This is a genomic window from Sediminibacter sp. Hel_I_10 (assembly GCF_000688335.1).
GTDB lineage: Bacteria > Bacteroidota > Bacteroidia > Flavobacteriales > Flavobacteriaceae > Psychroserpens.
Genome location: NZ_JHZX01000001.1, coordinates 1,779,614 through 1,801,190, shown reverse-complemented (window position 1 = coordinate 1,801,190; position 21,577 = coordinate 1,779,614). Strand labels below are relative to the sequence as shown.

The 21,577-nt window shown below is 37.4% G+C and carries 24 protein-coding genes; 18 read left to right on the top strand and 6 right to left on the bottom strand.

What is annotated here, in order from left to right:
• Positions 1-64 precede the first annotated feature (64 nt).
• Positions 65-787 (top strand): DUF3298 and DUF4163 domain-containing protein, encoded by a 723-nt coding sequence (locus P176_RS0108045; protein WP_026754222.1) that lies wholly within the window; start codon positions 65-67, stop codon positions 785-787.
• A 29-nt stretch (positions 788-816) separates the two neighbouring features.
• Here P176_RS0108045 and P176_RS0108040 read toward each other — a convergent pair whose 3' ends face one another.
• On the bottom strand, positions 817-2,085 hold the full coding sequence (locus P176_RS0108040) for a sodium:proton antiporter (RefSeq protein ID WP_026754221.1): 1,269 nt from the start codon (positions 2,083-2,085) through the stop codon (positions 817-819).
• A gap of 5 nt (positions 2,086-2,090) precedes the next feature.
• A complete protein-coding gene (locus tag P176_RS0108035; RefSeq protein WP_026754220.1) occupies positions 2,091-2,546 on the bottom strand; it encodes a DinB family protein in 456 nt (151 codons plus the stop codon).
• Between the two features lie 100 nt (positions 2,547-2,646).
• Between P176_RS0108035 and P176_RS0108030 the strand changes: the two genes are divergently transcribed.
• On the top strand, positions 2,647-3,006 hold the full coding sequence (locus tag P176_RS0108030; RefSeq protein WP_026754219.1) for an arsenate reductase family protein: 360 nt from the start codon (positions 2,647-2,649) through the stop codon (positions 3,004-3,006).
• Complete coding sequence (locus P176_RS0108025; RefSeq protein WP_026754218.1) at positions 2,999-3,892, top strand: DMT family transporter; 894 nt, start codon at positions 2,999-3,001, stop codon at positions 3,890-3,892. The genes P176_RS0108030 and P176_RS0108025 overlap by 8 nt, the downstream gene beginning before the upstream one ends.
• Here the strand turns inward: P176_RS0108025 and P176_RS0108020 are convergent.
• Positions 3,884-4,360 carry a thioesterase family protein gene (locus P176_RS0108020; RefSeq protein WP_026754217.1) on the bottom strand — a complete coding sequence of 159 codons (477 nt, stop codon included), beginning with the start codon at positions 4,358-4,360 and terminating at the stop codon, positions 3,884-3,886. The genes P176_RS0108025 and P176_RS0108020 overlap by 9 nt on opposite strands.
• Positions 4,361-4,473: 113 nt before the next feature.
• Here P176_RS0108020 and P176_RS0108015 point away from each other — a divergent pair, with 113 nt between their 5' ends.
• The 4 genes from P176_RS0108015 to P176_RS0108000 all read left to right on the top strand — a co-directional run bounded on the left by P176_RS0108015 (position 4,474) and on the right by P176_RS0108000 (position 6,993).
• The gene (locus P176_RS0108015) at positions 4,474-5,331 is read left to right on the top strand and encodes a YicC/YloC family endoribonuclease (protein ID WP_026754216.1); all 858 of its coding nucleotides are present in this window, start codon (positions 4,474-4,476) and stop codon (positions 5,329-5,331) included.
• Between the two features lie 79 nt (positions 5,332-5,410).
• Complete coding sequence (gene gmk / locus P176_RS0108010) at positions 5,411-5,983, top strand: guanylate kinase (protein ID WP_026754215.1); 573 nt, start codon at positions 5,411-5,413, stop codon at positions 5,981-5,983.
• 2 nt (positions 5,984-5,985) lie between these two features.
• Positions 5,986-6,564 carry a nicotinate (nicotinamide) nucleotide adenylyltransferase gene (nadD, locus tag P176_RS0108005; protein ID WP_026754214.1) on the top strand — a complete coding sequence of 193 codons (579 nt, stop codon included), beginning with the start codon at positions 5,986-5,988 and terminating at the stop codon, positions 6,562-6,564.
• Positions 6,565-6,654: 90 nt separating this feature from the next.
• On the top strand, positions 6,655-6,993 hold the full coding sequence (locus P176_RS0108000; RefSeq protein WP_026754213.1) for a hypothetical protein: 339 nt from the start codon (positions 6,655-6,657) through the stop codon (positions 6,991-6,993).
• On the opposite strand, the gene P176_RS0107995 is transcribed toward P176_RS0108000, so the two are convergent.
• On the bottom strand, positions 6,990-7,349 hold the full coding sequence (locus P176_RS0107995) for a YraN family protein (RefSeq protein WP_026754212.1): 360 nt from the start codon (positions 7,347-7,349) through the stop codon (positions 6,990-6,992). The genes P176_RS0108000 and P176_RS0107995 overlap by 4 nt on opposite strands.
• Positions 7,350-7,574: 225 nt before the next feature.
• Here P176_RS0107995 and P176_RS0107990 point away from each other — a divergent pair, with 225 nt between their 5' ends.
• Together P176_RS0107990 and P176_RS0107985 are read left to right on the top strand one after the other, a co-directional pair.
• Positions 7,575-7,877 carry a hypothetical protein gene (locus P176_RS0107990; protein ID WP_026754211.1) on the top strand — a complete coding sequence of 101 codons (303 nt, stop codon included), beginning with the start codon at positions 7,575-7,577 and terminating at the stop codon, positions 7,875-7,877.
• Positions 7,874-8,227, top strand: coding sequence for a hypothetical protein (locus P176_RS0107985; RefSeq protein ID WP_026754210.1), 354 nt, complete (start codon positions 7,874-7,876; stop codon positions 8,225-8,227). Before P176_RS0107990 ends, P176_RS0107985 begins: the two co-directional genes overlap by 4 nt.
• Here P176_RS0107985 and P176_RS0107980 read toward each other — a convergent pair.
• Positions 8,219-9,232: an LD-carboxypeptidase gene (locus tag P176_RS0107980; protein ID WP_051605429.1), complete on the bottom strand. Its 1,014-nt coding sequence runs from the start codon at positions 9,230-9,232 to the stop codon at positions 8,219-8,221. The two genes, P176_RS0107985 and P176_RS0107980, sit on opposite strands and share 9 nt — an antisense overlap.
• Before the next feature lie 36 nt (positions 9,233-9,268).
• Entirely contained in the window at positions 9,269-9,901 is a 633-nt protein-coding gene (locus tag P176_RS0107975) for a hypothetical protein (RefSeq protein WP_037348822.1), read from the bottom strand.
• 80 nt (positions 9,902-9,981) lie between these two features.
• Here P176_RS0107975 and metG point away from each other — a divergent pair, with 80 nt between their 5' ends.
• The 9 genes from metG (at position 9,982) to P176_RS0107920 (ending at position 21,451) form a co-directional block, all read left to right on the top strand.
• Positions 9,982-12,048 carry a methionine--tRNA ligase gene (gene metG / locus P176_RS0107970; RefSeq protein WP_026754207.1) on the top strand — a complete coding sequence of 689 codons (2,067 nt, stop codon included), beginning with the start codon at positions 9,982-9,984 and terminating at the stop codon, positions 12,046-12,048.
• 19 nt (positions 12,049-12,067) lie between these two features.
• A complete protein-coding gene (locus P176_RS0107965; RefSeq protein ID WP_037348820.1) occupies positions 12,068-12,529 on the top strand; it encodes a hypothetical protein in 462 nt (153 codons plus the stop codon).
• A 155-nt stretch (positions 12,530-12,684) separates the two neighbouring features.
• Positions 12,685-16,086, top strand: a complete 3,402-nt coding sequence (gene ileS / locus P176_RS0107960; protein WP_026754205.1) for an isoleucine--tRNA ligase — start codon at positions 12,685-12,687, stop codon at positions 16,084-16,086.
• 5 nt (positions 16,087-16,091) lie between these two features.
• Positions 16,092-16,475 carry a TraR/DksA C4-type zinc finger protein gene (locus tag P176_RS0107955; RefSeq protein ID WP_026754204.1) on the top strand — a complete coding sequence of 128 codons (384 nt, stop codon included), beginning with the start codon at positions 16,092-16,094 and terminating at the stop codon, positions 16,473-16,475.
• A gap of 113 nt (positions 16,476-16,588) precedes the next feature.
• On the top strand, positions 16,589-17,242 hold the full coding sequence (locus P176_RS0107950; protein ID WP_026754203.1) for a lipoprotein signal peptidase: 654 nt from the start codon (positions 16,589-16,591) through the stop codon (positions 17,240-17,242).
• 916 nt (positions 17,243-18,158) lie between these two features.
• On the top strand, positions 18,159-19,451 hold the full coding sequence (locus P176_RS0107935; protein ID WP_156032988.1) for a hypothetical protein: 1,293 nt from the start codon (positions 18,159-18,161) through the stop codon (positions 19,449-19,451).
• 165 nt (positions 19,452-19,616) lie between these two features.
• Positions 19,617-19,895 (top strand): hypothetical protein, encoded by a 279-nt coding sequence (locus P176_RS20375; protein ID WP_156032986.1) that lies wholly within the window; start codon positions 19,617-19,619, stop codon positions 19,893-19,895.
• Positions 19,896-20,177: 282 nt separating this feature from the next.
• Positions 20,178-20,831, top strand: a complete 654-nt coding sequence (locus tag P176_RS0107925; protein ID WP_026754199.1) for a hypothetical protein — start codon at positions 20,178-20,180, stop codon at positions 20,829-20,831.
• The gene (locus tag P176_RS0107920; RefSeq protein WP_156032984.1) at positions 20,822-21,451 is read left to right on the top strand and encodes a hypothetical protein; all 630 of its coding nucleotides are present in this window, start codon (positions 20,822-20,824) and stop codon (positions 21,449-21,451) included. Before P176_RS0107925 ends, P176_RS0107920 begins: the two co-directional genes overlap by 10 nt.
• Positions 21,452-21,577 lie beyond the last annotated feature (126 nt).

The following is a 21,577-nucleotide window of genomic DNA, read 5'->3' as shown; positions in this document are numbered from 1 at the left end:
TTAATTGGTGGTATTCAAATCTTAATAATACCTTTATGTTCCATTTAACAAAACAACAAATCTTGTGAAAAAAATAGCTGTAATTCTTGTTATGCTAACCTTTTTAACCTCTTGTAACGAAGAGGTCCAAATCTCTTTTGAAGATACGTTTATAGAAACCACAAAAGAAGCCAAAATATCTATTGATATCCCTAGGGCAACTGGCACCGCATCGGTTGCTAGTACTATTAATAAAGTTTTAGAAGCCCATGTGGCCAATCAAACCAACATGGCAAATGACTCTGTAAAGGATCAGTCCATAGATGATGCCATTCAAAAATTTAATTATGAGTATACCTCTTTTAAAAATGATTTTCCAGAAAGTCCACAACAATGGGAAGCATTAATTGATGGAGAGGTGACCTATCAAACGCCAGAGATCATAAGTATTGCCATTAACTCCTATTTAGATACAGGAGGAGCCCATGGCAATACCGTCGTTAAATTTTTTAACTTTAACGGTCAGACAGGAGCTCCTCTTGAGAAAAAAGACCTTATCAATAACATGGAAGCGTTTTCAAAGGTTGTAGCGCAACGCTTTCAAACCGAGACCAAGCCAAACAATGAACAGGAAACCATGGAAGATTTCTTTTTCGGAGAACAGTTTAAATTACCAGAAAGTATCGGTTTTAGTGATGAAGGTGTCGTTATTTTATACAATACCTATGAAATTGCCTCTTATGCTCAGGGCATCACAGAGTTTACTATTCCTTTTGCTGAAGTAGAAGCGTATTTAAACGTACGCTAATCATAACATCTGCTTCGGAAAAACCCGATTTATTCCGAAGGAATTGCTTTTTCTGCTGAAGGTTTTGTTAGTTTTTTAATTATTGGTCCTACAGTGAGTCCTTGACCAATGATAGAGAATACCACGATGATGTAGGTGATCACTAAAAACAGTTCACGGTTCATGTCTTGGGTTAAACTAAGAGCCAATGCTATAGATATGCCACCACGCAGACCGCCCCAGGTCATGATCAAGTTGGTGTGAGGAACAAATTCTAATTTCTTTGCAAAGAACTTTATGGGGAGCCAAAGCGAAATATAACGGCTCATTAACACCAGTGGCACTGCTATTAATCCAGCAATAATATAACTGGTCTCAAAACTTAAGACCAACATCTCCATGCCTATCAATACAAAAAGAATGGTGTTTAAAAGTACATCTACCAATTCCCAAAACTTATCAACGTAGGTCTCAGTGATTTTTGACATAGCAGAATTTCTTACCGTCTCATTCCCTACAATCAAACCAGCAGTAACCATTGCCAATGGGGCAGATAAGTGCCATTGATGCGCCAGCAAACTACCACCCATCACAGTGGCAATCGTGATGATCACCTCAACTTCATAATCATCTATAGAGCGCATCAATTTATAGGTAATGTAACCTAAAACAAGACCTAAGCCAATACCTCCTAATACCTCTTGGCCAAAGAGTTTTAATATTTCAGAAACCTCAATGGCCTCTCCTGGAGCAGATGCGATAGAGAAAATAGTAAGAAAGACCACAACTCCAACCCCATCATTAAATAAGGACTCACCAACAATTTTGGTTTCGAGTTTTTTGGGAGCATTCGCTTTTTTTAAGATGCCAAGCACAGCAATAGGATCTGTAGGAGAGATCAAGGCACCAAACAATAAACAATATATAAAGGCCACGTTTAAGCCTAATAGTTGTAACACATAGTAGGTAAGTGTGCCTACTAAAAAGGTAGAGACCAGTACCCCCAAGGTGGCAAAAACCAATACTGGCCAGCGCTGTATTTTTAATTGGTTAAAGTTGGTGTGTAAAGCCCCTGCAAACAACAAAAAGCTTAACATAATATCGAGGAGAACGGTTTCAAAATCTATTTCCGAAATAAGGGCTTTCTCCCTTAAAAGCAGGCTGTCATCAAACTGTGCAGTCACAATCACTAAAATTGTGAAAATAATGGTAATGAGCATTAAGCCAATGGTTATGGGAAGTTTTAAGAATTTGGCATTGATGTATCCAAAAACGGCAGATAGCACAATCAATACAGAAAGGATAGCATAAAATTCCATAATAATTATAAAGATTTTTTAAGGGCAAGAATATAGCCAAGATGGATGCCCTCGTGGTAGTTGTTAAATTCAATAGCTTCTAAAACGTTGGTAAGCGTATTTTTAGTAGTCACTGTGTATTGATGATAATTTTGGAAGATTTCATTGTCGTAATCTTCTTTGGTTTTTTCTATTGTAGAAAAAAGTAAGCCTTTGATCTCATCAACTTCAGCCTGTGACAAATCACGTTCAGGTTTAGTGCCTTTTTTGAAGCGATCAATCATATCTTCTGAAATGAGCGCAGGCAAGCCAGATAATTTATAAACTAAAGACTGTTGCACGGCAATAGTATGTGCAATGTTCCAAATGATATTATTGTTAAACCCTTCAGGAACTGTATTTAGATCTTTAAGAGAATGATTTTCTATCAATGATTTTAAAAACGCTCTATTTTTTAAGGAGATGTCAAATGCCCAGTTCATCAAATTTAATTTTTGTTTAAAAGTAACCAAATTTACTATGAAATCTGTTTTCTTTGCAAGCTAAAGCTCCCACTTTTTAAAATTTCCGAAGCTAAAAACTATGAAAAAAATATATCATTTAAGTACCTGCACCACTTGCAAACGCATTATTAAGGAGTTAAATTTAAATGATGATGTTGCGCTACAAGACATCAAATCAAACCCAATAACCGAGGTTCAGCTGGATGAATTAAAAACCATGGCAGGAAGTTATGAGGCTTTGTTTAGTAAACGTGCTCAACTTTATAAAAGTAAAGGGCTTAAAGATAAAGTTTTGACCGAAGCAGACTTTAAAAACTATGTATTAGAGCATTATACGTTTCTAAAACGTCCCGTAATGCTATTTGATGATCAAATATTTATTGGTAATAGTGCCAAAACTGTGGCTGACGCTAAAGCATACCTCTCTGCTCATGACTAAACGAACGCTGGCGCTAGGGGCTTTGTTTATGGTGCAATTGCTTTATGGCATTAATTACACCCTTGCCAAAGACCTTATGAACTCTAATTTTGTGCCTCCTTTTGCTTTAGTGGTCTTGAGAGTGGCCGGTGCAGCACTACTATTTTGGGCTTTGGGACTTTTTTTTAAAAGTGAAAAAATTGAACGAAAGGACTTTTTGACCATGTTTGCGGGTGCTGTTTTTGGTGTGGGCATCAACATGATTTTCTTTTTAAAGGGGTTGGAGTTGACCTCTCCCATCCATGCCTCAGTCATCACGACTATTGTGCCAATTCTTATTTTGATACTTTCGGCCATATTTCTCAAGGAAAAACTCACAAAACTTAAAATATTTGGTGTGTTTATGGGGTTTTGCGGTGGTGTACTGTTAACCGTTTTAGGAGAGTCTACCCGTGAAGGAGACAATATCGCGCTGGGGAATCTTTTTATATTTTTTAATGCGCTTTCTTATAGTATTTATGTGATCATCATTAAAAAATTAACCGCCAAGTACCATCCGTTTACATTTATAAAATGGCTCTTTCTCTTTGGTTTTTTCTTAGTGCTGCCTTTTGGCTATACCGATACTATGGCTATAGATTGGAGTGCATTTACCCCATTTATATGGTTCTCTTTGGGCTTTGTAGTTATAGGCGCCACGTTTGGCACCTATTTTTTCAATCCTTTGGCATTGCGCTCTTTAAAAGCATCAACAGTTGGTGTGTTTGTGTATTTACAACCAGTAATTGCTGGGATTTTTGCTTTGATTATGGGCGTAGACACGTTAAATGTTGTAAAGATTGCAGCCATGTGCCTTATCTTTTTTGGAGTCTACTTGGTCACTAAAAAGCCAAAGGTTTCAGCTTAGGTTTTTTGGTTTTTTTCCAGATTTTCGGGTGTCTTCTTTAGTAAGCGTTTTAAAATGTTCAGATTTTGGAAAGGTCTGCATCTTAGCCTTTAAATCTTCAGGAAGCTCCGTAAGACTTCGGGTTTTAAGATTGATCCAAGCTCCAAAAATATCGCAAGTAGCCAGATGTTTTCCGTTTTCATTGTAAAAGTTGTGCTCAAATTTAAAGAACATGCCATCTTCGCTTAGCCCTGATACTTCAAGAGTTACCGAAAGCTTCTGTTCTAAAAACGATTCCTTGAAATAGTAAATTTCTTCAGAAAACACAACCGGACCGACCCCATGCTTGATCAAACTTTTCATTGAAAAGCCGTTTTCATTTAAAAACCCAACACGGGTATGGCTCATAAAGTTCAAATAAGCCGAATTTGCCAAATGACCGTTGGCATCAACGTCACTCCATCTAATTTCAAAATCCTTTTTGTACATATCATTCCAATTTCAGTCATCAAAATTACAAAATATATGATGCACGCACAGTAAGTAAAACTTTTAATCCCTATTCTATTTGTTTACCTTTGCCCAACATTAAAAAACACTTAATGATACAATCCATGACAGGGTATGGTAAGTCTGTTCTGCAACTTCCAACCAAGAAAATTTCCATAGAGATCAAGTCGCTTAACAGCAAAAACCTAGATCTTAATACACGTATGCCTTCAATGTACCGTGAAAAGGAGCTCAATATCCGTAAACTCATAGCCTCAAAGTTAGAGCGCGGGAAAGTTGATTTTTCTTTATATGTGGAAATCACCGGTGAAGAAACGTCTACCCAAATTAATAAAACAGTTGTTACAGAATACATGAAGCAACTGCGAAATGTGGTAGAAGGAGATGAGATGGAATTGCTAAAAATGGCGATTCGGTTACCAGATGCCATCATGACTGAGCGTGATGATATTGATGAGGCTGAATGGAAGGAGATTTCAAAAGAAATTGATAGCAGTATAGAAAAAATACAGCAGTACCGTTTAGACGAGGGTGAAACGCTAGAACAAGACTTTAAAGAGCGTGTTGCTAACATTAAAACGTTGTTAGATGCCGTTATTGCTATGGATCCTGAGCGTATAGATGGCGTTCGTGAGCGTTTGAATAGAGGGATTGCCGATATCAAGGAAAAGGTAGATGAAAATAGATTTGAGCAAGAACTGGTCTATTATATAGAGAAGTTTGACATTACAGAAGAAAAAGTAAGATTGCAAAATCACTTAGAGTATTTTGAAAAAGCCTTGAAATCTAGTGATTCTAATGGTAAAAAATTGGCTTTTATAGGTCAGGAAATGGGCAGAGAAATCAATACCATTGGCTCAAAATCAAACTATGCACCTATGCAAAAGCTCGTAGTGCAAATGAAAGACGAATTAGAAAAAATAAAAGAACAGTTGCTTAACGTTCTTTAAAATTTACGCGCTTGCGTAACGAGAATAAGTTGTAGTAATTAGAAATATCAGTAATTTTTTGGAAGACCAACAGAACGCTATAAGTAAAGGAAAATTAATTGTGTTTTCAGCACCTTCGGGATCTGGTAAAACAACGATTGTAAGGCATTTATTATTAAAGGAAGAGTTGAACTTAGAGTTTTCTATTTCGGCAACGTCTAGAGCAAAACGAGGAGAAGAAGTCGATAGTAAGGACTATTATTTTCTAGATGTTCAAGAATTTAAAAACAAGATCAAGCACGACGAGTTTTTAGAGTGGGAAGAAGTTTACCGAGATAATTTCTACGGCACTTTAAAAGCTGAAGTCGAACGTATTTGGGCTAAAGGAAAACATGTTATTTTTGATATTGATGTTTCTGGCGGACTTCGAATTAAACGAAAATTTCCAGAGCAGACACTTTCCATATTTGTAAAGCCACCTAGCATAGATGAGTTAAAGATTCGTCTCAAAAAACGGAAGACTGAAACTGACGACAAGATCAATATGCGTATTGCCAAAGCTTCTGCAGAATTAGCTACGGCACCTCTTTTTGATAAAGTTGTTCTCAATGAACATCTAGAAAATGCATTGATTGAGTCTTATGACTTGGTATCCAACTTCATTAAGGAATAATCATGAAAATCGGACTCTACTTCGGTACGTTCAATCCTATTCATGTAGGGCATTTAACAATCGCCAATCACATGGCAGAGTACAGCGCTCTTGATAAGGTGTGGTTTGTGGTAACGCCTCACAGCCCGTTTAAAAAGAAAAGCACTTTGCTCGATAATAGGCAACGCTATGAGATGGTGTATTTGGCTACCAAAGATTATTTAAAGCTGGAGCCAAGTGATATAGAATTTACCTTACCACAACCTAATTACACTATAAATACTCTAGTATATTTAAAGGAAAAATATCCTGATTATGAGTTTTCATTAATTATGGGAGAGGATAATCTTAAGAGTCTTCATAAATGGAAAAACTACGAACAGATCATAGAGGATTATGAGATCTTCGTGTATCCAAGAATTTTTGAAGGAAAAACGGAAACCCAGCCTTTAGATCATAAAAACATCCATAAGATAGATGCGCCAATTATGGAGTTGTCTTCTTCTTTTATTCGGAAGGCCATCAGAAACGGAAAGGTGGTTAGGCCCATGCTACCCGAACATGTCTGGAGCTTTTTAGACGAAATGAATTTTTATAGATAAGTACAATTTATAAAAGAAAGAGACGTTATTTTTTATAAATAACGGGTTAAAATATACTGCAATCTCCCCTAATCTTAAATTAAGTTTTAAATGAATATTTTTTTGGTCTTTGGTATTGTATGTGCTGCCATTTTGATTTATAAATTAGTAGCATTTATGGAGCGTAACGCCTTATCTAAACTTGACAAAATCAAGTTTACTGTCTCCGCGAGCATGATAGGCGTCTTTATTATCACTACAAGACTGTTCCCTTTTCCTGAGAATTTATATTGGTTTGTGCTTTTTGCATTAGTTGTGTTGGCCGTTTTACTAACCTCTCGAATGATAAGACAAGAATTGAAACGCTATTGGAGTTTAAACCGAAAAGATCAAATTCTTAATCTTTTATATTATCCCTTATTAGTGGCAGTTATTGCAATTGTATTTTAAAAATGGTAAAAGGCATTTTCATAGTGCGTGAGCTCTTGTTTCGTTTTATTTTTTAGAATGGCAATGATATCAAAACGCGACTCTAATGAGATGTCGTTATCTGTAATATAGGCGTTCATTGCTTTGACGAGGTTTTTTATTTTTCCTGGGGTCACAAAATCCTGCGGGTCGCCAAAAAAATCAGAGTTTCTCGTTTTTACTTCCACGCAAATCATAAGGTCCGCTTTTTTGGCAATGATATCAATTTCTGCTTTTTGATAAATGTAATTACGTTGTATGATTTGGTAGCCTTTGTCCAATAGATACTCGACAGCTAGCTGTTCTCCAAATTTGCCTAGTTCATTATGGTGTGCCATAATCATTCAGTTTAATAGACTAAAATCATCACATTAAATGTGATGTATATCAATATACATAATTGCCTGAATTTTATAGGTTTATGATGCTGAAAAATATAAGATTTTGAAGTCCTTCTTTTACAGTCGCGTTATCTATCTCAACATCCCAACTAACAATTATTCTTTTGCGTTCAAAGGATTTTAAACTTAGACTTATCTTTATGCAACTGAAAAGGATAATACATGGCATCTCACATAAAATGTCCAGAATGTGGAGTTTTCAATACCAATAAAGAATTTTGCACTAATTGTGGTGCTCTTTTGTCTTCAGAAAAAAGACGAGAATTGGCATTTCAAAAAGCAGAAAAAGAGCGTCAGCAAAGGCGTCAACTTGAGAAAAAGAATGATCCATCTTTTTACGATAGGTATAAGGACCATCGTTTTTGGATTGTTCGTGTTTTTGCGAAAATCACGCGTTCCATTTGGTTAGTTTTTATGGCTATAGGTGTTTTTATTGCTTGGATTATTACAGCAATTGCGGCATGAGCATTTTAAAACATCCAGTATTTTATATCCCTGTGCTGTTGGGTATTGCACTTTATATTGCTGGTAAATTACAGCTACCCTTACCTCACTGGCTATTCTTTTATGGCAATGATTTTTTGTGCATGCCTATTGTTTTGAGCTTGTGTTTAGCGGCTATTCGACTCATAAAAAAGACCGAAAACCTCTACGTGCCCATGCGTGTAGTTTTGGCTTTGACGATTTATTTTGCTTTGTTTTTTGAATGGTTTATGCCACAAATTAGCGAACGATATACTCGCGACTTTAGGGATGTTGTGCTTTATTTTGCAGGTGCGACGTTATTTTTTGTGTTGCAGAAAAAGTTATTCTAAATAGCGAAACGTCGATTGTTCTTTAGTTACTGATAGTTCGACAACCTTACCAAAAACCATGGCACGATTGTCCTTTTCATGTCCGGCAGGCATATTAAAGGCAATCGGGAAATTATAATCTTCCAAGGCATCTAGAATCAATTGTTCAATTGATGTTCCCCATAGGGTTGTGTTTTTGCGAAGTCTACTCATGTCGCCCACAATGACACCCGCGCAATTCTCAAAATAACCGGCACGTTTTAAACTTTGTAACATTCGGTCAATGTGATATTTGTATTCACCAATTTCTTCAATAAAAAGAATTTTACCCGTAGTGTCAATGCCTGTTTTAGAGCCTAACATGGTGTGCAGTATGGTTAGATTTCCGCCAACTAAAGGCCCTGAAGCTTCACCTATTTTATTGTAATCAGATCCTTTTAAAGTATAATCTACGGGGTTTCCAAAGATTGTGGATTTAAAGGTAGAAATGGTCTCCTTAATAGTATTGAAGTCATTAGGCAAACTCACGCACATCAAGGCATGGATCGATTGGTAGCCTTCATTATGTACTTGATTGTGCAATGCGGTAATATCACTATACCCAATAATCCATTTGGGGTGTTTCTTAAAAGCAGTATAATCTAGCTTGTCTAAAATGCGTACCGTGCCGTAGCCTCCTCGTGCACACCAAATTGCAGCAATTTTGGGGTCGTCTAAGGCTTGTTGAAAATCCTCACAGCGCTGCGCATCAGTACCTGCAAAATGATTTGCTTGGCTAAACACATGTGTTCCAACCACAGCATTTAATCCCCAACTTTCTAATAATTTCACAGCCTTTTCGACCTCATCAGTTCTGTTTTTTAAAATACCAGAGGGAGCCACAATGGCAACGGTGTCGCCTAGTTTTAAATATGATGGTTGTATCAAAACAGATTGGTTTTTTGAGCTAGATGCGTTTTGAGCAATTACATTTCCAAAGAAAAGTAAAACCCAAAACAATGGTAATATCTGCGAAGTTTTTAACATAACGTAAATGTACAGGATATTTGATTAAGGCATTAATCATTGCTGGTACTTTTTGTGCCAACCGAAACCATAATTAATTCCCATTCCTACATAAGTAAATTTACCAATATTACCCACTAATTTAAAGCCAAAACTTCTTCCGAAGGATGAAGGCTTTCCAATAGGAATCAAACCATAATAGGCCCTAAATCTTCTTTTCTTCTTTTTGAACCATTTAATATTAGCCTCAAAAGGAAACCCAAAATATTGTATTGATTCTTCTGTCGTCATAGTATTATTGGGTTGTTTCACATCTGCATAATTGGTAGAGATCCCTCCCGAAAAACTAAAAGAATGCCCATCTTTGATGTAGCGTTGACCATAAAGTAAAGAGATTTCATGGTTATCTATTGTTTTTTCAAACGCGGGAAATCCAATAAAACCAACAGCAGTACCGGTAAGTTCGGCTAAGGATTGATAGCCATATTTTACCGTAAATAAATCTTTTTTAATTTGGTAATTGAGCTCACCGCCAATTACGACTCCAATTCCATTACCGCCCGCAAACCCCATAAATAATTCAGAATAAACTATCGGATTCGTTTTGCTATAAATCGTATCCTTTTCTTGCTGCGAATAACAGTATAAGATATTGCTAAGAAGAATAATTCCAAGAAGAATTAATTTCATGGTTTTTTACCAAATCTAGAACAAAGAAACATAGTATAAAAGAACTTAATAGTTATTTTTGCCTCAAACAATTAGAAGTCATGTCTCAAGAAACGCAACGTTTTACAATCACCGCAGCATTACCTTACACTAACGGTCCCATTCATATTGGGCATTTAGCGGGAGTATATGTGCCTGCAGATATTTATGCACGTTACCAAAGACTATTAGGCAACGATGTGGCTTTTATTTGCGGCAGTGATGAGCACGGTGTACCTATTACCATAAAGGCTAAAAATGAAGGTGTTTCTCCGCAAGATATTGTAGATAAATACCATGCTATTATCAAAAAATCTTTTGAAGATTTTGGGATTACCTTTGATAACTATTCAAGAACCACAGCTAAAATACATCATGATACGGCTCAAGAATTTTTCAAGACGCTTTATGATAAAAACGAGTTTGTAGAAGAAGTTACCGAGCAGCTCTTTGATGAAGAGGCCAATCAGTTTTTAGCAGATCGTTTTGTGACTGGAACCTGCCCAAAATGTGGAAATGAAGAGGCTTATGGCGATCAATGCGAAAGCTGTGGCTCAAGTTTAAATGCTACCGATTTAATCAATCCGAAATCGGCCATTACGGGCAACGTACCAACCCTTAAAAAAACAAAACACTGGTTTTTACCTTTAAACAAGCACGAGCAATTTTTAAAAGATTGGATTCTTAAAGGTCATAAAAAAGACTGGAAGCCCAATGTTTATGGGCAAGTGAAGTCTTGGATTGATGATGGGTTAAGACCAAGAGCCGTTACTAGAGATTTAGATTGGGGTATCCCCGTTCCTGTCCCTGGCGGTGAGGGTAAAGTGCTTTACGTGTGGTTTGATGCGCCTATCGGTTACATTTCGGCAACCAAGGAGTGGGCCGCAAGAGAAGGAAAAAATTGGGAAGATTACTGGAAAGATGAAAACACCAAATTGGTGCATTTTATAGGAAAAGACAATATCGTTTTCCATTGTATTATTTTCCCGAGTATGTTGAAGGCCGAAGGCTCTTTTATTCTTCCAGACAACGTGCCGGCAAATGAGTTCTTAAACTTAGAGGGCAATAAATTATCCACCTCCAAAAATTGGGCGGTTTGGTTGCCAGATTATTTAGAGGATTTCCCAAATCAGCAAGACGTTTTACGCTACGCACTTACTGCAAATGCTCCAGAAACTAAGGATAATGATTTTACTTGGAAAGATTTCCAGGCCAGAAATAATAACGAGCTCGTTGCCATCTTCGGAAATTTTATAAATCGAGTTGTTGTACTTACCAATAAATATTATGATGGGGTGGTTCCTGAGGCTTCAGATTTCTCTGAAGTAGACAAAGAAACATTGGCGGCTGTTAAAGCCTATCCTTCAGTCATTGAAAGTTCTATAGAGCGTTACCGTTTTAGAGAAGCCAGTCAAGAATTAATGAATTTAGCACGTCTAGGTAACAAGTACCTTGCTGATGAAGAACCTTGGAAATTGGTAAAAACCGACGAAGCGCGAACAAAAACCATCATGTTTGTCGCGCTCCAAATCGCTTCAGCATTAGCCACATTGAGCGAACCATTTTTACCTTTTACTTCAGAAAAGTTAAGAAATATTTTAATGCTGTCTTCAGAAGAGGTCAATATGCAGTGGAGAGATATTGCAACAAAAGACATTTTGATTGCTTCAGGGCATCAAATAGGCAAAGGCGAATTGCTCTTCAGCAAAATTGAAGATGATACCATCCAAAAACAGTTAGACAAGTTAGAGGCTAATAAAAAGGCCAATGAGGCTGCAAAAAAACAAGCAGAACCTCAAAAAGCAACTATTGATTTTGAAGATTTTACCAAATTAGATTTAAGAGTAGGCACCATTCTTGAGGCCGAAAAAATGCCAAAAACCAAAAAGCTCTTAGTCTTAAAAGTAGACACGGGGATTGATGTTAGAACAATTGTCTCTGGTATTGCAGAGAGTTTTACTCCAGAAGAAGTTGTAGGCAAACAGGTTACCGTTTTGGTCAATTTAGCACCTAGAGCCTTAAGAGGGGTTGAAAGTCAAGGCATGATTTTAATGACCGAAAGCATGGAAGGTAAGTTGGTGTTTGTAAAACCGGATACTACCGTCAAAAACGGATTGCAAATAAGTTAATTCAATAACAGTTCATACAATGAAAAAATTATGTTTATATAGTGTTGTTTTAGGGCTTATGCTGTCTTGCGGCCCTAAAACAACAGCCTCTAAGACCGAAGTGGTCAATACTACAAAAACCTATGTTTCTGAAGTGGAGAGCAACACGAAACTAAAGGCCATTACAAAGAAAGGCGCGCTAACAGATCTTGAGGGGTTACAGGACATCGGCTATTTTACCTATACCGAGTATGTAGATGCCGAAACCAATGCACTTTTGAGAATAAAGAATGTCGAAACGACCGATAAAACCATTACCGAAAATTATTATTTTAATAATGGCGAGTTGGTGCTCATTAAGTTATCTCCAAAAGGTCAGGCAGATAAATACATCTATACTAGAGGACAAAAAATTCTATCGGCAACCAACGTCAATGCCGTAGAAAAAGAACTCTATTTAAATAAGGCAAAACGATTTAAAAAGGCCTTCTACAAAGGCTAAGCACTTCATAAAAGGTAATCTTTTTACAATGGCGGTGGTTGTTACATTCCTCCACAAATGTCGTCGTGAATATCGTCCCCCTAGTTTTTAAGGAGAACCCCCAACAGTTTTCCTAAAATTCCTTAATTTCGCGACTTGATCAGAATACCCATAGCATGAGCGTTAAATTTCCTGAATATAAAGGACTTGACTTGCCAAAAGTAGCAGAAGAGATTCTTAAGTATTGGCAAGAACATCACATCTTCGAAAAAAGTATATCCACACGAGAGGGCAAGGAGCCCTATGTGTTTTTTGAAGGTCCACCGTCAGCAAACGGACTCCCAGGAGTACACCACGTTTTAGCACGTGCCATTAAGGATATTTTTCCTAGGTATAAGACCATGAAAGGCTTTCAGGTGAAGCGAAAAGCTGGTTGGGATACTCATGGTCTCCCCATTGAACTTGGGGTAGAAAAAGAATTGGGGATTACTAAAGAAGATATTGGTAAGACCATTTCCGTAGAAGATTATAACGCAGCTTGCCGTAAAGCCGTGATGCGTTATACCGACGTTTGGAACGACCTTACCCAGAAAATGGGCTATTGGGTAGATATGGAAGATCCCTACATTACCTATGAACCTAAATATATGGAGACGGTTTGGTGGTTACTTAAGGAAATTTACAATAAAAACTTATTGTATAAAGGATATACCGTACAGCCTTATTCTCCAAAAGCGGGAACAGGTTTAAGTTCTCATGAGCTTAACCAACCGGGCACTTATCAAGACGTTACAGACACTACAGTGGTTGCTCAATTTAAGGCAAATGCAGCATCACTTCCAGGTTTTTTACAAGATGAGGGTGATATTTTCTTTTTAGCTTGGACGACCACACCATGGACTTTGCCAAGCAATACCGCCTTAACGGTTGGTCCAAAAATAGAATATGTCTTGGTGGAAACTTACAACCAGTACACGTTTCAGCCTATGAACGTCGTGTTGGCCAAAAGTTTAGTAGCCAGTCAATTTTCTGGGAATGCATTCCAAGTAGAGACCAAACCAGAATTATTGGAGTATAAGAGCGGCGATAAAAAAATTCCTTTTTATGTAGTTAAAGAGTTCATTGGTAAGGATTTGGTGGGAATTACTTATGAGCAATTATTGCCTTACGCGCTTCCGCACGATCATCCAGAAAATGCATTCAGAATCATTTCTGGAGATTTTGTAACTACAGAGGATGGTACAGGTATTGTGCATACAGCCCCAACTTTTGGTGCAGATGATGCTTTGGTAGCCAAACAGGCATCGCCAGAGATTCCTCCAATGTTGGTTAAAGATGACAACGGAAATTTAGTGCCTTTGGTTGACTTACAAGGGCGATTTAGACCAGAACTAGGCGAGTTTGCTGGAAAGTACGTTAAGAACGAATATTACAATGATGGTGAAGCGCCAGAACGTTCAATAGATGTTGAGCTCGCTATCAAATTAAAAGAAGAAAACAAGGCCTTTAAGGTCGAAAAATATAAGCACAGTTACCCTAACTGTTGGAGAACAGATAAGCCAATTCTCTATTACCCATTAGATTCATGGTTTATAAAAGTGACTGAGTTTAAAGATCGTATGCATGAGTTAAACCAAGGCATCAACTGGAAACCCAAGAGTACGGGAGAAGGTCGCTTCGGAAATTGGCTGGCCAATGCTAACGATTGGAACTTGTCGCGTTCTAGATATTGGGGGATACCGTTACCCATCTGGAGAACAGAAGATCGAAAAGAAGAAATCTGCATCGGGTCTGTTGAAGAGTTAAAGTCGGAAATGGCAAAATCTGTTACAGCAGGATTTCTATCAAAAGATATTTTTGAGGAATTTGAAGTAGGGAACCTTTCCGAAGAAAACTATGCGAAAATTGATTTACATAAGAATATTGTAGATGATATTATCTTAGTTTCTGAAAGCGGAAAACCAATGAACCGCGAAGCCGATTTAATAGATGTTTGGTTTGACTCTGGTTCTATGCCTTATGCCCAATGGCATTACCCTTTTGAGAATAAGGATAAAGTAGATCAAACTTGGAGAAAGGCCGATTTTATAGCCGAAGGTGTCGATCAAACACGAGGTTGGTTTTATACACTTCATGCCATTGCTACCATGATTTTTGATGATGTAGCCTATAAAAATGTAGTCTCTAACGGATTGGTGCTAGATAAAAACGGACAAAAAATGTCCAAACGTTTGGGCAACGCCGTAGATCCTTTTACAACATTAGACACCTATGGTGCCGATGCAACGCGTTGGTACATGATTAGTAATGCCAACCCGTGGGATAACCTTAAGTTTGACCTTGAGGGCATTGAGGAAGTGAAACGAAAATTCTTCGGAACGCTGTATAACACCTACTCGTTTTTTACGCTTTATACCAATTTGGATAACTTCTCTTATGAAGAGGCCGATTTGGCATTAGAAGACCGCCCAGAATTAGACCGTTGGATTCTTTCTGAATTGAATACCCTAATTCAAAAGGTAGATGATTATTATGCCGATTACGAGCCAACAAAAGCCGCTCGTGCCATATCAGATTTCACCCAAGATTACTTGAGTAACTGGTATGTGAGATTGAGCAGAAGACGTTTCTGGAAAGGTGATTATCAAACCGATAAAATTTCAGCATATCAAACCTTATACACCTGTATGCTGACCATTGCCAAATTAGGAGCGCCAATTGCACCATTTTTTATGGATAGACTTTACCTAGATTTAACACGGGTAACCCATAAAGAAGGAGCAGAGAGTGTACATTTGGCTGATTTTCCTGAGTTTGATGAGACTTTCGTTAACAAGTCTTTAGAGCGCAAAATGGAAAATGCCCAGACCATATCATCATTGGTACTATCACTTAGGGCAAAAGAGAAGATTAAAGTGCGCCAGCCCTTGCAAAAAATAATGATCCCTATTGATAACGAAACGCAAAAAGCTGAAATTTTAGCTGTTGCCGATCTTATTAAATCAGAGGTCAATGTGAAGCTGGTTGAGGTCATGGAAGATGCCTCTGATATTTTGGTGAAACAGATCAAACCTAATTTTAAGGTTTTAGGGCCTCGTTTTGGTCAAGATATGAAAGCGGTTGCTAATGCAGTTAACAATTTTACAGATAAGGATATTAGTATCATAGAGCAAAACGGTAGCTTAGCAATTGAGATTAATGGAAAAAATATTATATTAGAACGCTCTGATGTAGAGATCACTTCTAAAGATATTGAAGGTTGGTTGGTTGCCAGTTCTGGGGCATTAACAGTTGCATTAGACGTTACGCTAACTGATGCATTAAGAAAAGAAGGAATTGCTAGAGAATTGGTAAATCGCATTCAGAATTATAGAAAAGATTCTGATTTTGAATTAACAGATCGCATCTCTGTAAAATTTCAAAAAGACGACCAAATCGCAGCTGCCATAGAAACAAATCTAGAATACATTAAAACCGAAACATTAACCGACGAATTATTAATTGTAGACCAACTTAATGAAGGCATAGACATCGCTTTTGATGATGTTCAAACGAAGTTGTTTGTAGAAAAAATTTAAAAATTATGGGAAAAGATACCACTGAAAGATACTCAGATAAAGATTTAGCTGAATTCAAAATTTTGATCCAAGACAAAATCCAAAAGGCACAACACGATCTTGAGTTGATCAAAAGTGCTTATATGAATGACGGTGATAACGGTACAGATGATACTTCACCAACATTTAAGGCTTTTGATGAAGGTAGCGCTGTAAGCAGCAAAGAGTCTAATTCGCAATTGGCCATACGTCAAGAGAAATTTATTCGTGACCTTAAAAACGCCTTAATTAGAATTGAAAATAAAACCTACGGGATTTGTAGAGTTACAGGAAAGCTAATTAACAAAGAGCGTTTAAAATTAGTACCACATGCCACATTGAGCATTGAGGCAAAAAACATACAGAAGTAATTTTAGCAGATTACTGGTGTTTTATATCCGCTTTTAAACTGCGGAAACTATTTAGTTTACAATTTTAAATAATCGCTTTGATTACTATTGAAGCGATTATTTTTTAGATCATTATGTCCTTAAAAAAAGCTACCATCTTTATCTTTTTGATTTTACTCGTTGATCAACTGAGTAAATTTTATATAAAGACCCATTTTGCGCTGCACGATAAAACCGTTGTTTTTAATTGGTTTCAAATTGCCTTTGTAGAAAATGAAGGGATGGCCTGGGGTACAAAATTAAGTGACTTTATCTCCATTATTTCAGACAGAACGGCTAAAGTGTCGCTAACGGTATTTAGAATTTTTGCCGTTTTTGGCATTGCTTACTGGTTAAAACGTGCGGTGGAAGGCAAAAATTCCAGACTGCTCGTATTTGCCATTTCGCTCATTTTTGCTGGTGCTTTGGGGAATATCATTGACTCTGTGTTTTATGGGGTGTTATTTGATAACAGTCAGGGCCAAGTGGCGACGTTTTTGCCAGATCAAGGCTACGACACCTTTTTTCACGGAAAAGTAGTAGATATGCTCCATTTCCCAATTTGGAGCGGGGTGATGCCCGATTGGATCCCGTTTTTAGGCGGTAAGTACTTCACCTTTTTTGAACCCGTTTTTAACGTGGCCGATATGGCCATTAGTACTGGGATAGGCATCTTGATTTTCTTTAATAAACGAGCCTTTCGGGACTCTAAAGAAGAAGAGGTTCAAGAGTTGGATGACCAGTTCTAAGCAGTTGTTTCACCAGGCAATACACTTAACACTATAAGAATGTCAATTGATTTAGAAGGATGGCAACACATTTTTTTAAAGCTCAGAGACCTTGCTATATTTAAAGACTACGGAAAAACCGTAAGCCAGGGCTTTTGCAACCTTATTTTTTAACAAGTGTTTTAACATTGTTTTGGCAAATTTAAACTAATTTGAGAGACAGCACGGCGAAGCCGTTCCATGTTGAACAAGATAGACCCTTCCAATGTCCAGATATAGCCAAACCAAAACATCCCTAAAACGATATCTCGTGCCAATGCTCGTTATGTTGGTGTTTACCAGCTGCCAAAGGGACGAGACCGTACCCTTAGAAGATAGCACTGAGACGGCCAATAGTGAAATTAGCGTAAAGACACTTACACTGGAGCAGGCTGGTGCCGACTTCCAAGATTTGATGGAACAGCTTGGGCTTTCCTCCAATTTGAGCCCCGACAATCCCAATGGGTTGCAGCAGGCCAGAGGCACCATGGACACCTTGGGGCTTACCGTATCCACCGATATCATTAAGCAATATACCCGGGGCAGTTACACCTCCTATACCATGGAGCTGCTGGGCGGCCGCGACCCTGCGGTATTCTATAATCTTACTATCGAGTCCAACGGGCGCTGGAACGGGATGTTCGCCACAAAGTACAGCCCCACCACCCGTTGGATGGACACCAAGGCCGGCCCCTACGAGGGCGAGGTACAGTCCGCCCGTGTCAATGCCCTCACCCAGTATACCGTACCCGATGATGCCTTTGAAGAGGGCGTCATCTATAGCGGCGTACCCGATTTCAGCCCCGGCAGCGGTGGCGGCACACCCTCCAACGCCTCGCCCTACTACCCCAGCGATTGCGGCGGTATCGTGGGCGTATTCTACGAGACTATAACTGTTATGTGTGGATGTGCAGAACCTCCTCATTATCCAGGAGGTTGCAGAGATTGTTCCAGCCCTGGATATTATGCCGATATCCCCTATTACTACTGCCAGGAGTACAACCCCAACGAGGTAGACTGGCCCGGGGACAGCGGTGGAACGGGTGGGGTATCTATGCCCGACCTGGCCGACCTGCCCTCGGTGGCCGTGGCCATACGCCCAGAGGAGTGCCTGCAGCGCATCCCGGGCGACCTTGACGGCAATTGCCAGCGTGACGCCTATGAGGTTTGTATGCTCGATGGGCATGGGCATGATGTTTGTGCGTGCGTGGCAGATGGTGGCAATTTATACGATTGCTCAATAGAGAACTGCCTTGGGTACATGCCGCAGAACAACCTGAGTTCTGCGCAGATCCAATCCATATATGACTTTCTTGATGACAATGATTGCAGCGACGAGGCAAAGGCTTTTACCGAGCTGGCCCTTGAAGCCCTGCCCGATGGTGAGGTGGATTATGTATTGGAGATTATATTTGAAATTACAGAAACTATTGAATTTCAAAACCAAACTTGTTTAAAATCAATCAAGGATGAGGTAGTTTCAACTGGCGAAATGAAAAAAATCGCCAAAAAATTTCAACCTACCCATCCAGTATTAGATTTGGAATGGGGTATGTTTACTAATACCAATTGGGGAAACACTGGCAATACAGGACTCAATGCAAATCAAGATGGAGCATTTATAAACCTAAATACCGAATCGTTGTCTCACGTCAATAATATAGTGATGGTCCAGACTATTGCTCATGAACTAATACATGCGGAGTTATATAGGAAACTCAAGGAATTAGTTGATGATTATAATTTGATTTCTTTATCTGAATATAATGCTCTACAGGATAATTTTATGGGAATTGCTGATTATACGCTGAGATACGGAAATGTAATTTTTGAGGAAACTGCTGGTCAAATTATCGCCTGGGGTTTAGACCCAGATTTATCTTTGGCTCATCATAATCAAATGGCAGCATTTTATAGACAATCAATAATAGATGCTATGAAAGCATACGATTTATCTGAAGGAATTATCAGGCTCAATGCAGAGGAATTTTACGAAGCTCTTTCATGGGCGGGTCTTCGAATTACTTCAGATGAAAATGGCGAGAACAGTCAATATACAGATGTTTGGAGAAATTTTAAGGACCAGATTGATATTGAAGAAGCAGATATACCTGAAAGTGATAGGACTTATAGTCGCTACTTGGATATTATCAGTCAAGAGTATAACGGAAGTGGAATAAACTGTAATTAAATTATGAAAAGAATTGCTCTCTTAATTATTATAATGTGCTTTTCGTGTCAGGAAAAACACAAATCCAATCATTGCTCGGAAATCGAAAAAAGTTATGATAGCCTACTCAAATCGAAAAAAGAAATCGATAAAATTCCATTTAATAGGTTTTCAAACATTCTAAATATGGAAACGGGCACTGCCAAAGATTCCATATTAATTGCTAAATATCAAACTATAATGGGAAATGATAGTTTAGTTGATTTATATATCTGGGATAGAATTCATACTATAAACCAAAATATGACTCAATTAAATGTATATAATAGCTTTAAAGGAGTCTATCGATTAAAACAGATTCACAATAAAAAGTATGCTCAATTAACAAAAATAATTATTAAAAAAGATAGTTGCTATTTATTCAAAGGAGAAAATTTATTAATTAAAAAAAATTTGAACTCATAAATTCATCAAATAAATTCATCAAAGGAAAATTGAGATTGAGAAATTACAGGTTACGGCTAGATGATGCAATACAATCAAAACCGATTATACATTTAGATGATAATAGTTGTATGGATTGTGAGGAATTAGAGTTTTATAGAGAAGGATCAGTTGAGTAAAAACTGTATGTCCTGATTTGCACAACCCTAAAGGTTGGTCATAAAAATATGGCTTGATTTCTATCATGATGGGAGGAAAGATATATTGGGGTAGATCCCAAAGGTAAAAACACCAAGGCTTTTGATGAGCTTAGCCCTTCAGACCTTGCCTGATGGTGAGGTGGATTATCCAAATAAAGTAATCTTAGACTCAAGTTTTGTCAACAATGTAAAATTAAAATGTGCATATGACAAATTAACATCAGACAATAATCCTCTATTTAGAAATACAGTTGGTGCTTTTATAGACGACCCTAATTTCAATTTGACTTTCGAGGTTGGTGAATGTTCTCAAACAGAAGATCAATGTACAAATGATTCAGATCCCAACAATATTGTAATCACATTTGAAGATATTCCTAATAGTCCTATTCAGATTGCTCAAGCAATCCTGCATGAATCTATACATGCAGAACTCGCGAGATTTGTCAAACAGTATCAATTAGGAAGTATAGATGTAAATAACCGACCTTATTTATTTGATTTATATAAATACTATAAAGAGCTTTTAGGTGGCGGTGACATTGACCACATTTATATGAGTTATAACTACATAAACCCCATTTCTGAAGCTTTAAGAGAATACGATAATAATAACTATTCCATAGATTATTATAAAGCGTTTTCGTGGGATGGATTAAGGGCTTGGGACCAAGCAGCACCTCTGTCTGATGCAGATGATAGTCTATATGAGTCTTATAGAGCAATAGTTAATCAAAATACAACTGTATGCGACTAAATTTTTATATCCTAAGCTTAATTTTATTGATTTCTTCTTGTCAAGGGCATGCAGATTTTCAGGACAAGTTGCAAATACTAAAGGTAATTAATGAAACGATTCCAAGACAATTACCTTTACCACCTCCTCCAGATCATGAAAAGCATAAATTAGATTCTCTCTCTCAAGATTATGGAATTATGGAATTTAATTATGCTATTTACCCCAATTATTTCGTTTTGGATGAAGATATTAATTTTTCTTCAAAGTTCTGGAAAGAAAGAGGTTCTCAAGCTAGGTTCGGAAAAGCAGAGATTGATTCAATTGACTATGAAACCCTGAAAGGTTTGTTAAAATTTGAAAAAGAAGAAACGATAAATAAAAGGCTTATCGAAAATTTATTTAAAAAGGAAATTCTGCAATTAAATCAAAGAGTTATTAACCAAATGGAGAAAAAAGAATTTGGGGTTGATGGTATTATCAGTTTTACAAATATAGCCTTTAGTTCAAAGAAAAACTTAGCCGCAATTGGTTTAGGCGTTCATAGAGGGAGATTAGATTCATACTTCAATCTATATATATTGGAAAAGATAAACGGTAATTGGATTATCAAATATTTCAAAACAAAATCCTATTCTTAATATAGTAGTTTTGATTTTAAATTCAATATGCTTAATTCACAAGAAAAAAATTACTAATAGGGATTCTCTATCATTAATCAGTCTATTTTTTGTTTATTCACATAATAAAAAATATGTTAAATTTTG

Coding starts and splice junctions, on each gene's coding strand:
- P176_RS0108040 (WP_026754221.1), bottom strand. CDS start 2,085: ATGGAATTTTATGCTATCCTTTCTGTATTGATTGTGCTATCTGCCGTT.
- P176_RS0108035 (WP_026754220.1), bottom strand. CDS start 2,546: ATGAACTGGGCATTTGACATCTCCTTAAAAAATAGAGCGTTTTTAAAA.
- P176_RS0108030 (WP_026754219.1), top strand. CDS start 2,647: ATGAAAAAAATATATCATTTAAGTACCTGCACCACTTGCAAACGCATT.
- P176_RS0108025 (WP_026754218.1), top strand. CDS start 2,999: ATGACTAAACGAACGCTGGCGCTAGGGGCTTTGTTTATGGTGCAATTG.
- P176_RS0108020 (WP_026754217.1), bottom strand. CDS start 4,360: ATGTACAAAAAGGATTTTGAAATTAGATGGAGTGACGTTGATGCCAAC.
- P176_RS0108015 (WP_026754216.1), top strand. CDS start 4,474: ATGATACAATCCATGACAGGGTATGGTAAGTCTGTTCTGCAACTTCCA.
- nadD (WP_026754214.1), top strand. CDS start 5,986: ATGAAAATCGGACTCTACTTCGGTACGTTCAATCCTATTCATGTAGGG.
- P176_RS0108000 (WP_026754213.1), top strand. CDS start 6,655: ATGAATATTTTTTTGGTCTTTGGTATTGTATGTGCTGCCATTTTGATT.
- P176_RS0107995 (WP_026754212.1), bottom strand. CDS start 7,349: ATGGCACACCATAATGAACTAGGCAAATTTGGAGAACAGCTAGCTGTC.
- P176_RS0107990 (WP_026754211.1), top strand. CDS start 7,575: ATGGCATCTCACATAAAATGTCCAGAATGTGGAGTTTTCAATACCAAT.
- P176_RS0107985 (WP_026754210.1), top strand. CDS start 7,874: ATGAGCATTTTAAAACATCCAGTATTTTATATCCCTGTGCTGTTGGGT.
- P176_RS0107980 (WP_051605429.1), bottom strand. CDS start 9,232: ATGTTAAAAACTTCGCAGATATTACCATTGTTTTGGGTTTTACTTTTC.
- P176_RS0107975 (WP_037348822.1), bottom strand. CDS start 9,901: ATGAAATTAATTCTTCTTGGAATTATTCTTCTTAGCAATATCTTATAC.
- metG (WP_026754207.1), top strand. CDS start 9,982: ATGTCTCAAGAAACGCAACGTTTTACAATCACCGCAGCATTACCTTAC.
- P176_RS0107965 (WP_037348820.1), top strand. CDS start 12,068: ATGAAAAAATTATGTTTATATAGTGTTGTTTTAGGGCTTATGCTGTCT.
- ileS (WP_026754205.1), top strand. CDS start 12,685: ATGAGCGTTAAATTTCCTGAATATAAAGGACTTGACTTGCCAAAAGTA.
- P176_RS0107955 (WP_026754204.1), top strand. CDS start 16,092: ATGGGAAAAGATACCACTGAAAGATACTCAGATAAAGATTTAGCTGAA.
- P176_RS0107950 (WP_026754203.1), top strand. CDS start 16,589: ATGTCCTTAAAAAAAGCTACCATCTTTATCTTTTTGATTTTACTCGTT.
- P176_RS0107935 (WP_156032988.1), top strand. CDS start 18,159: ATGTGTGGATGTGCAGAACCTCCTCATTATCCAGGAGGTTGCAGAGAT.
- P176_RS20375 (WP_156032986.1), top strand. CDS start 19,617: ATGGAAACGGGCACTGCCAAAGATTCCATATTAATTGCTAAATATCAA.
- P176_RS0107925 (WP_026754199.1), top strand. CDS start 20,178: ATGAGCTTAGCCCTTCAGACCTTGCCTGATGGTGAGGTGGATTATCCA.
- P176_RS0107920 (WP_156032984.1), top strand. CDS start 20,822: ATGCGACTAAATTTTTATATCCTAAGCTTAATTTTATTGATTTCTTCT.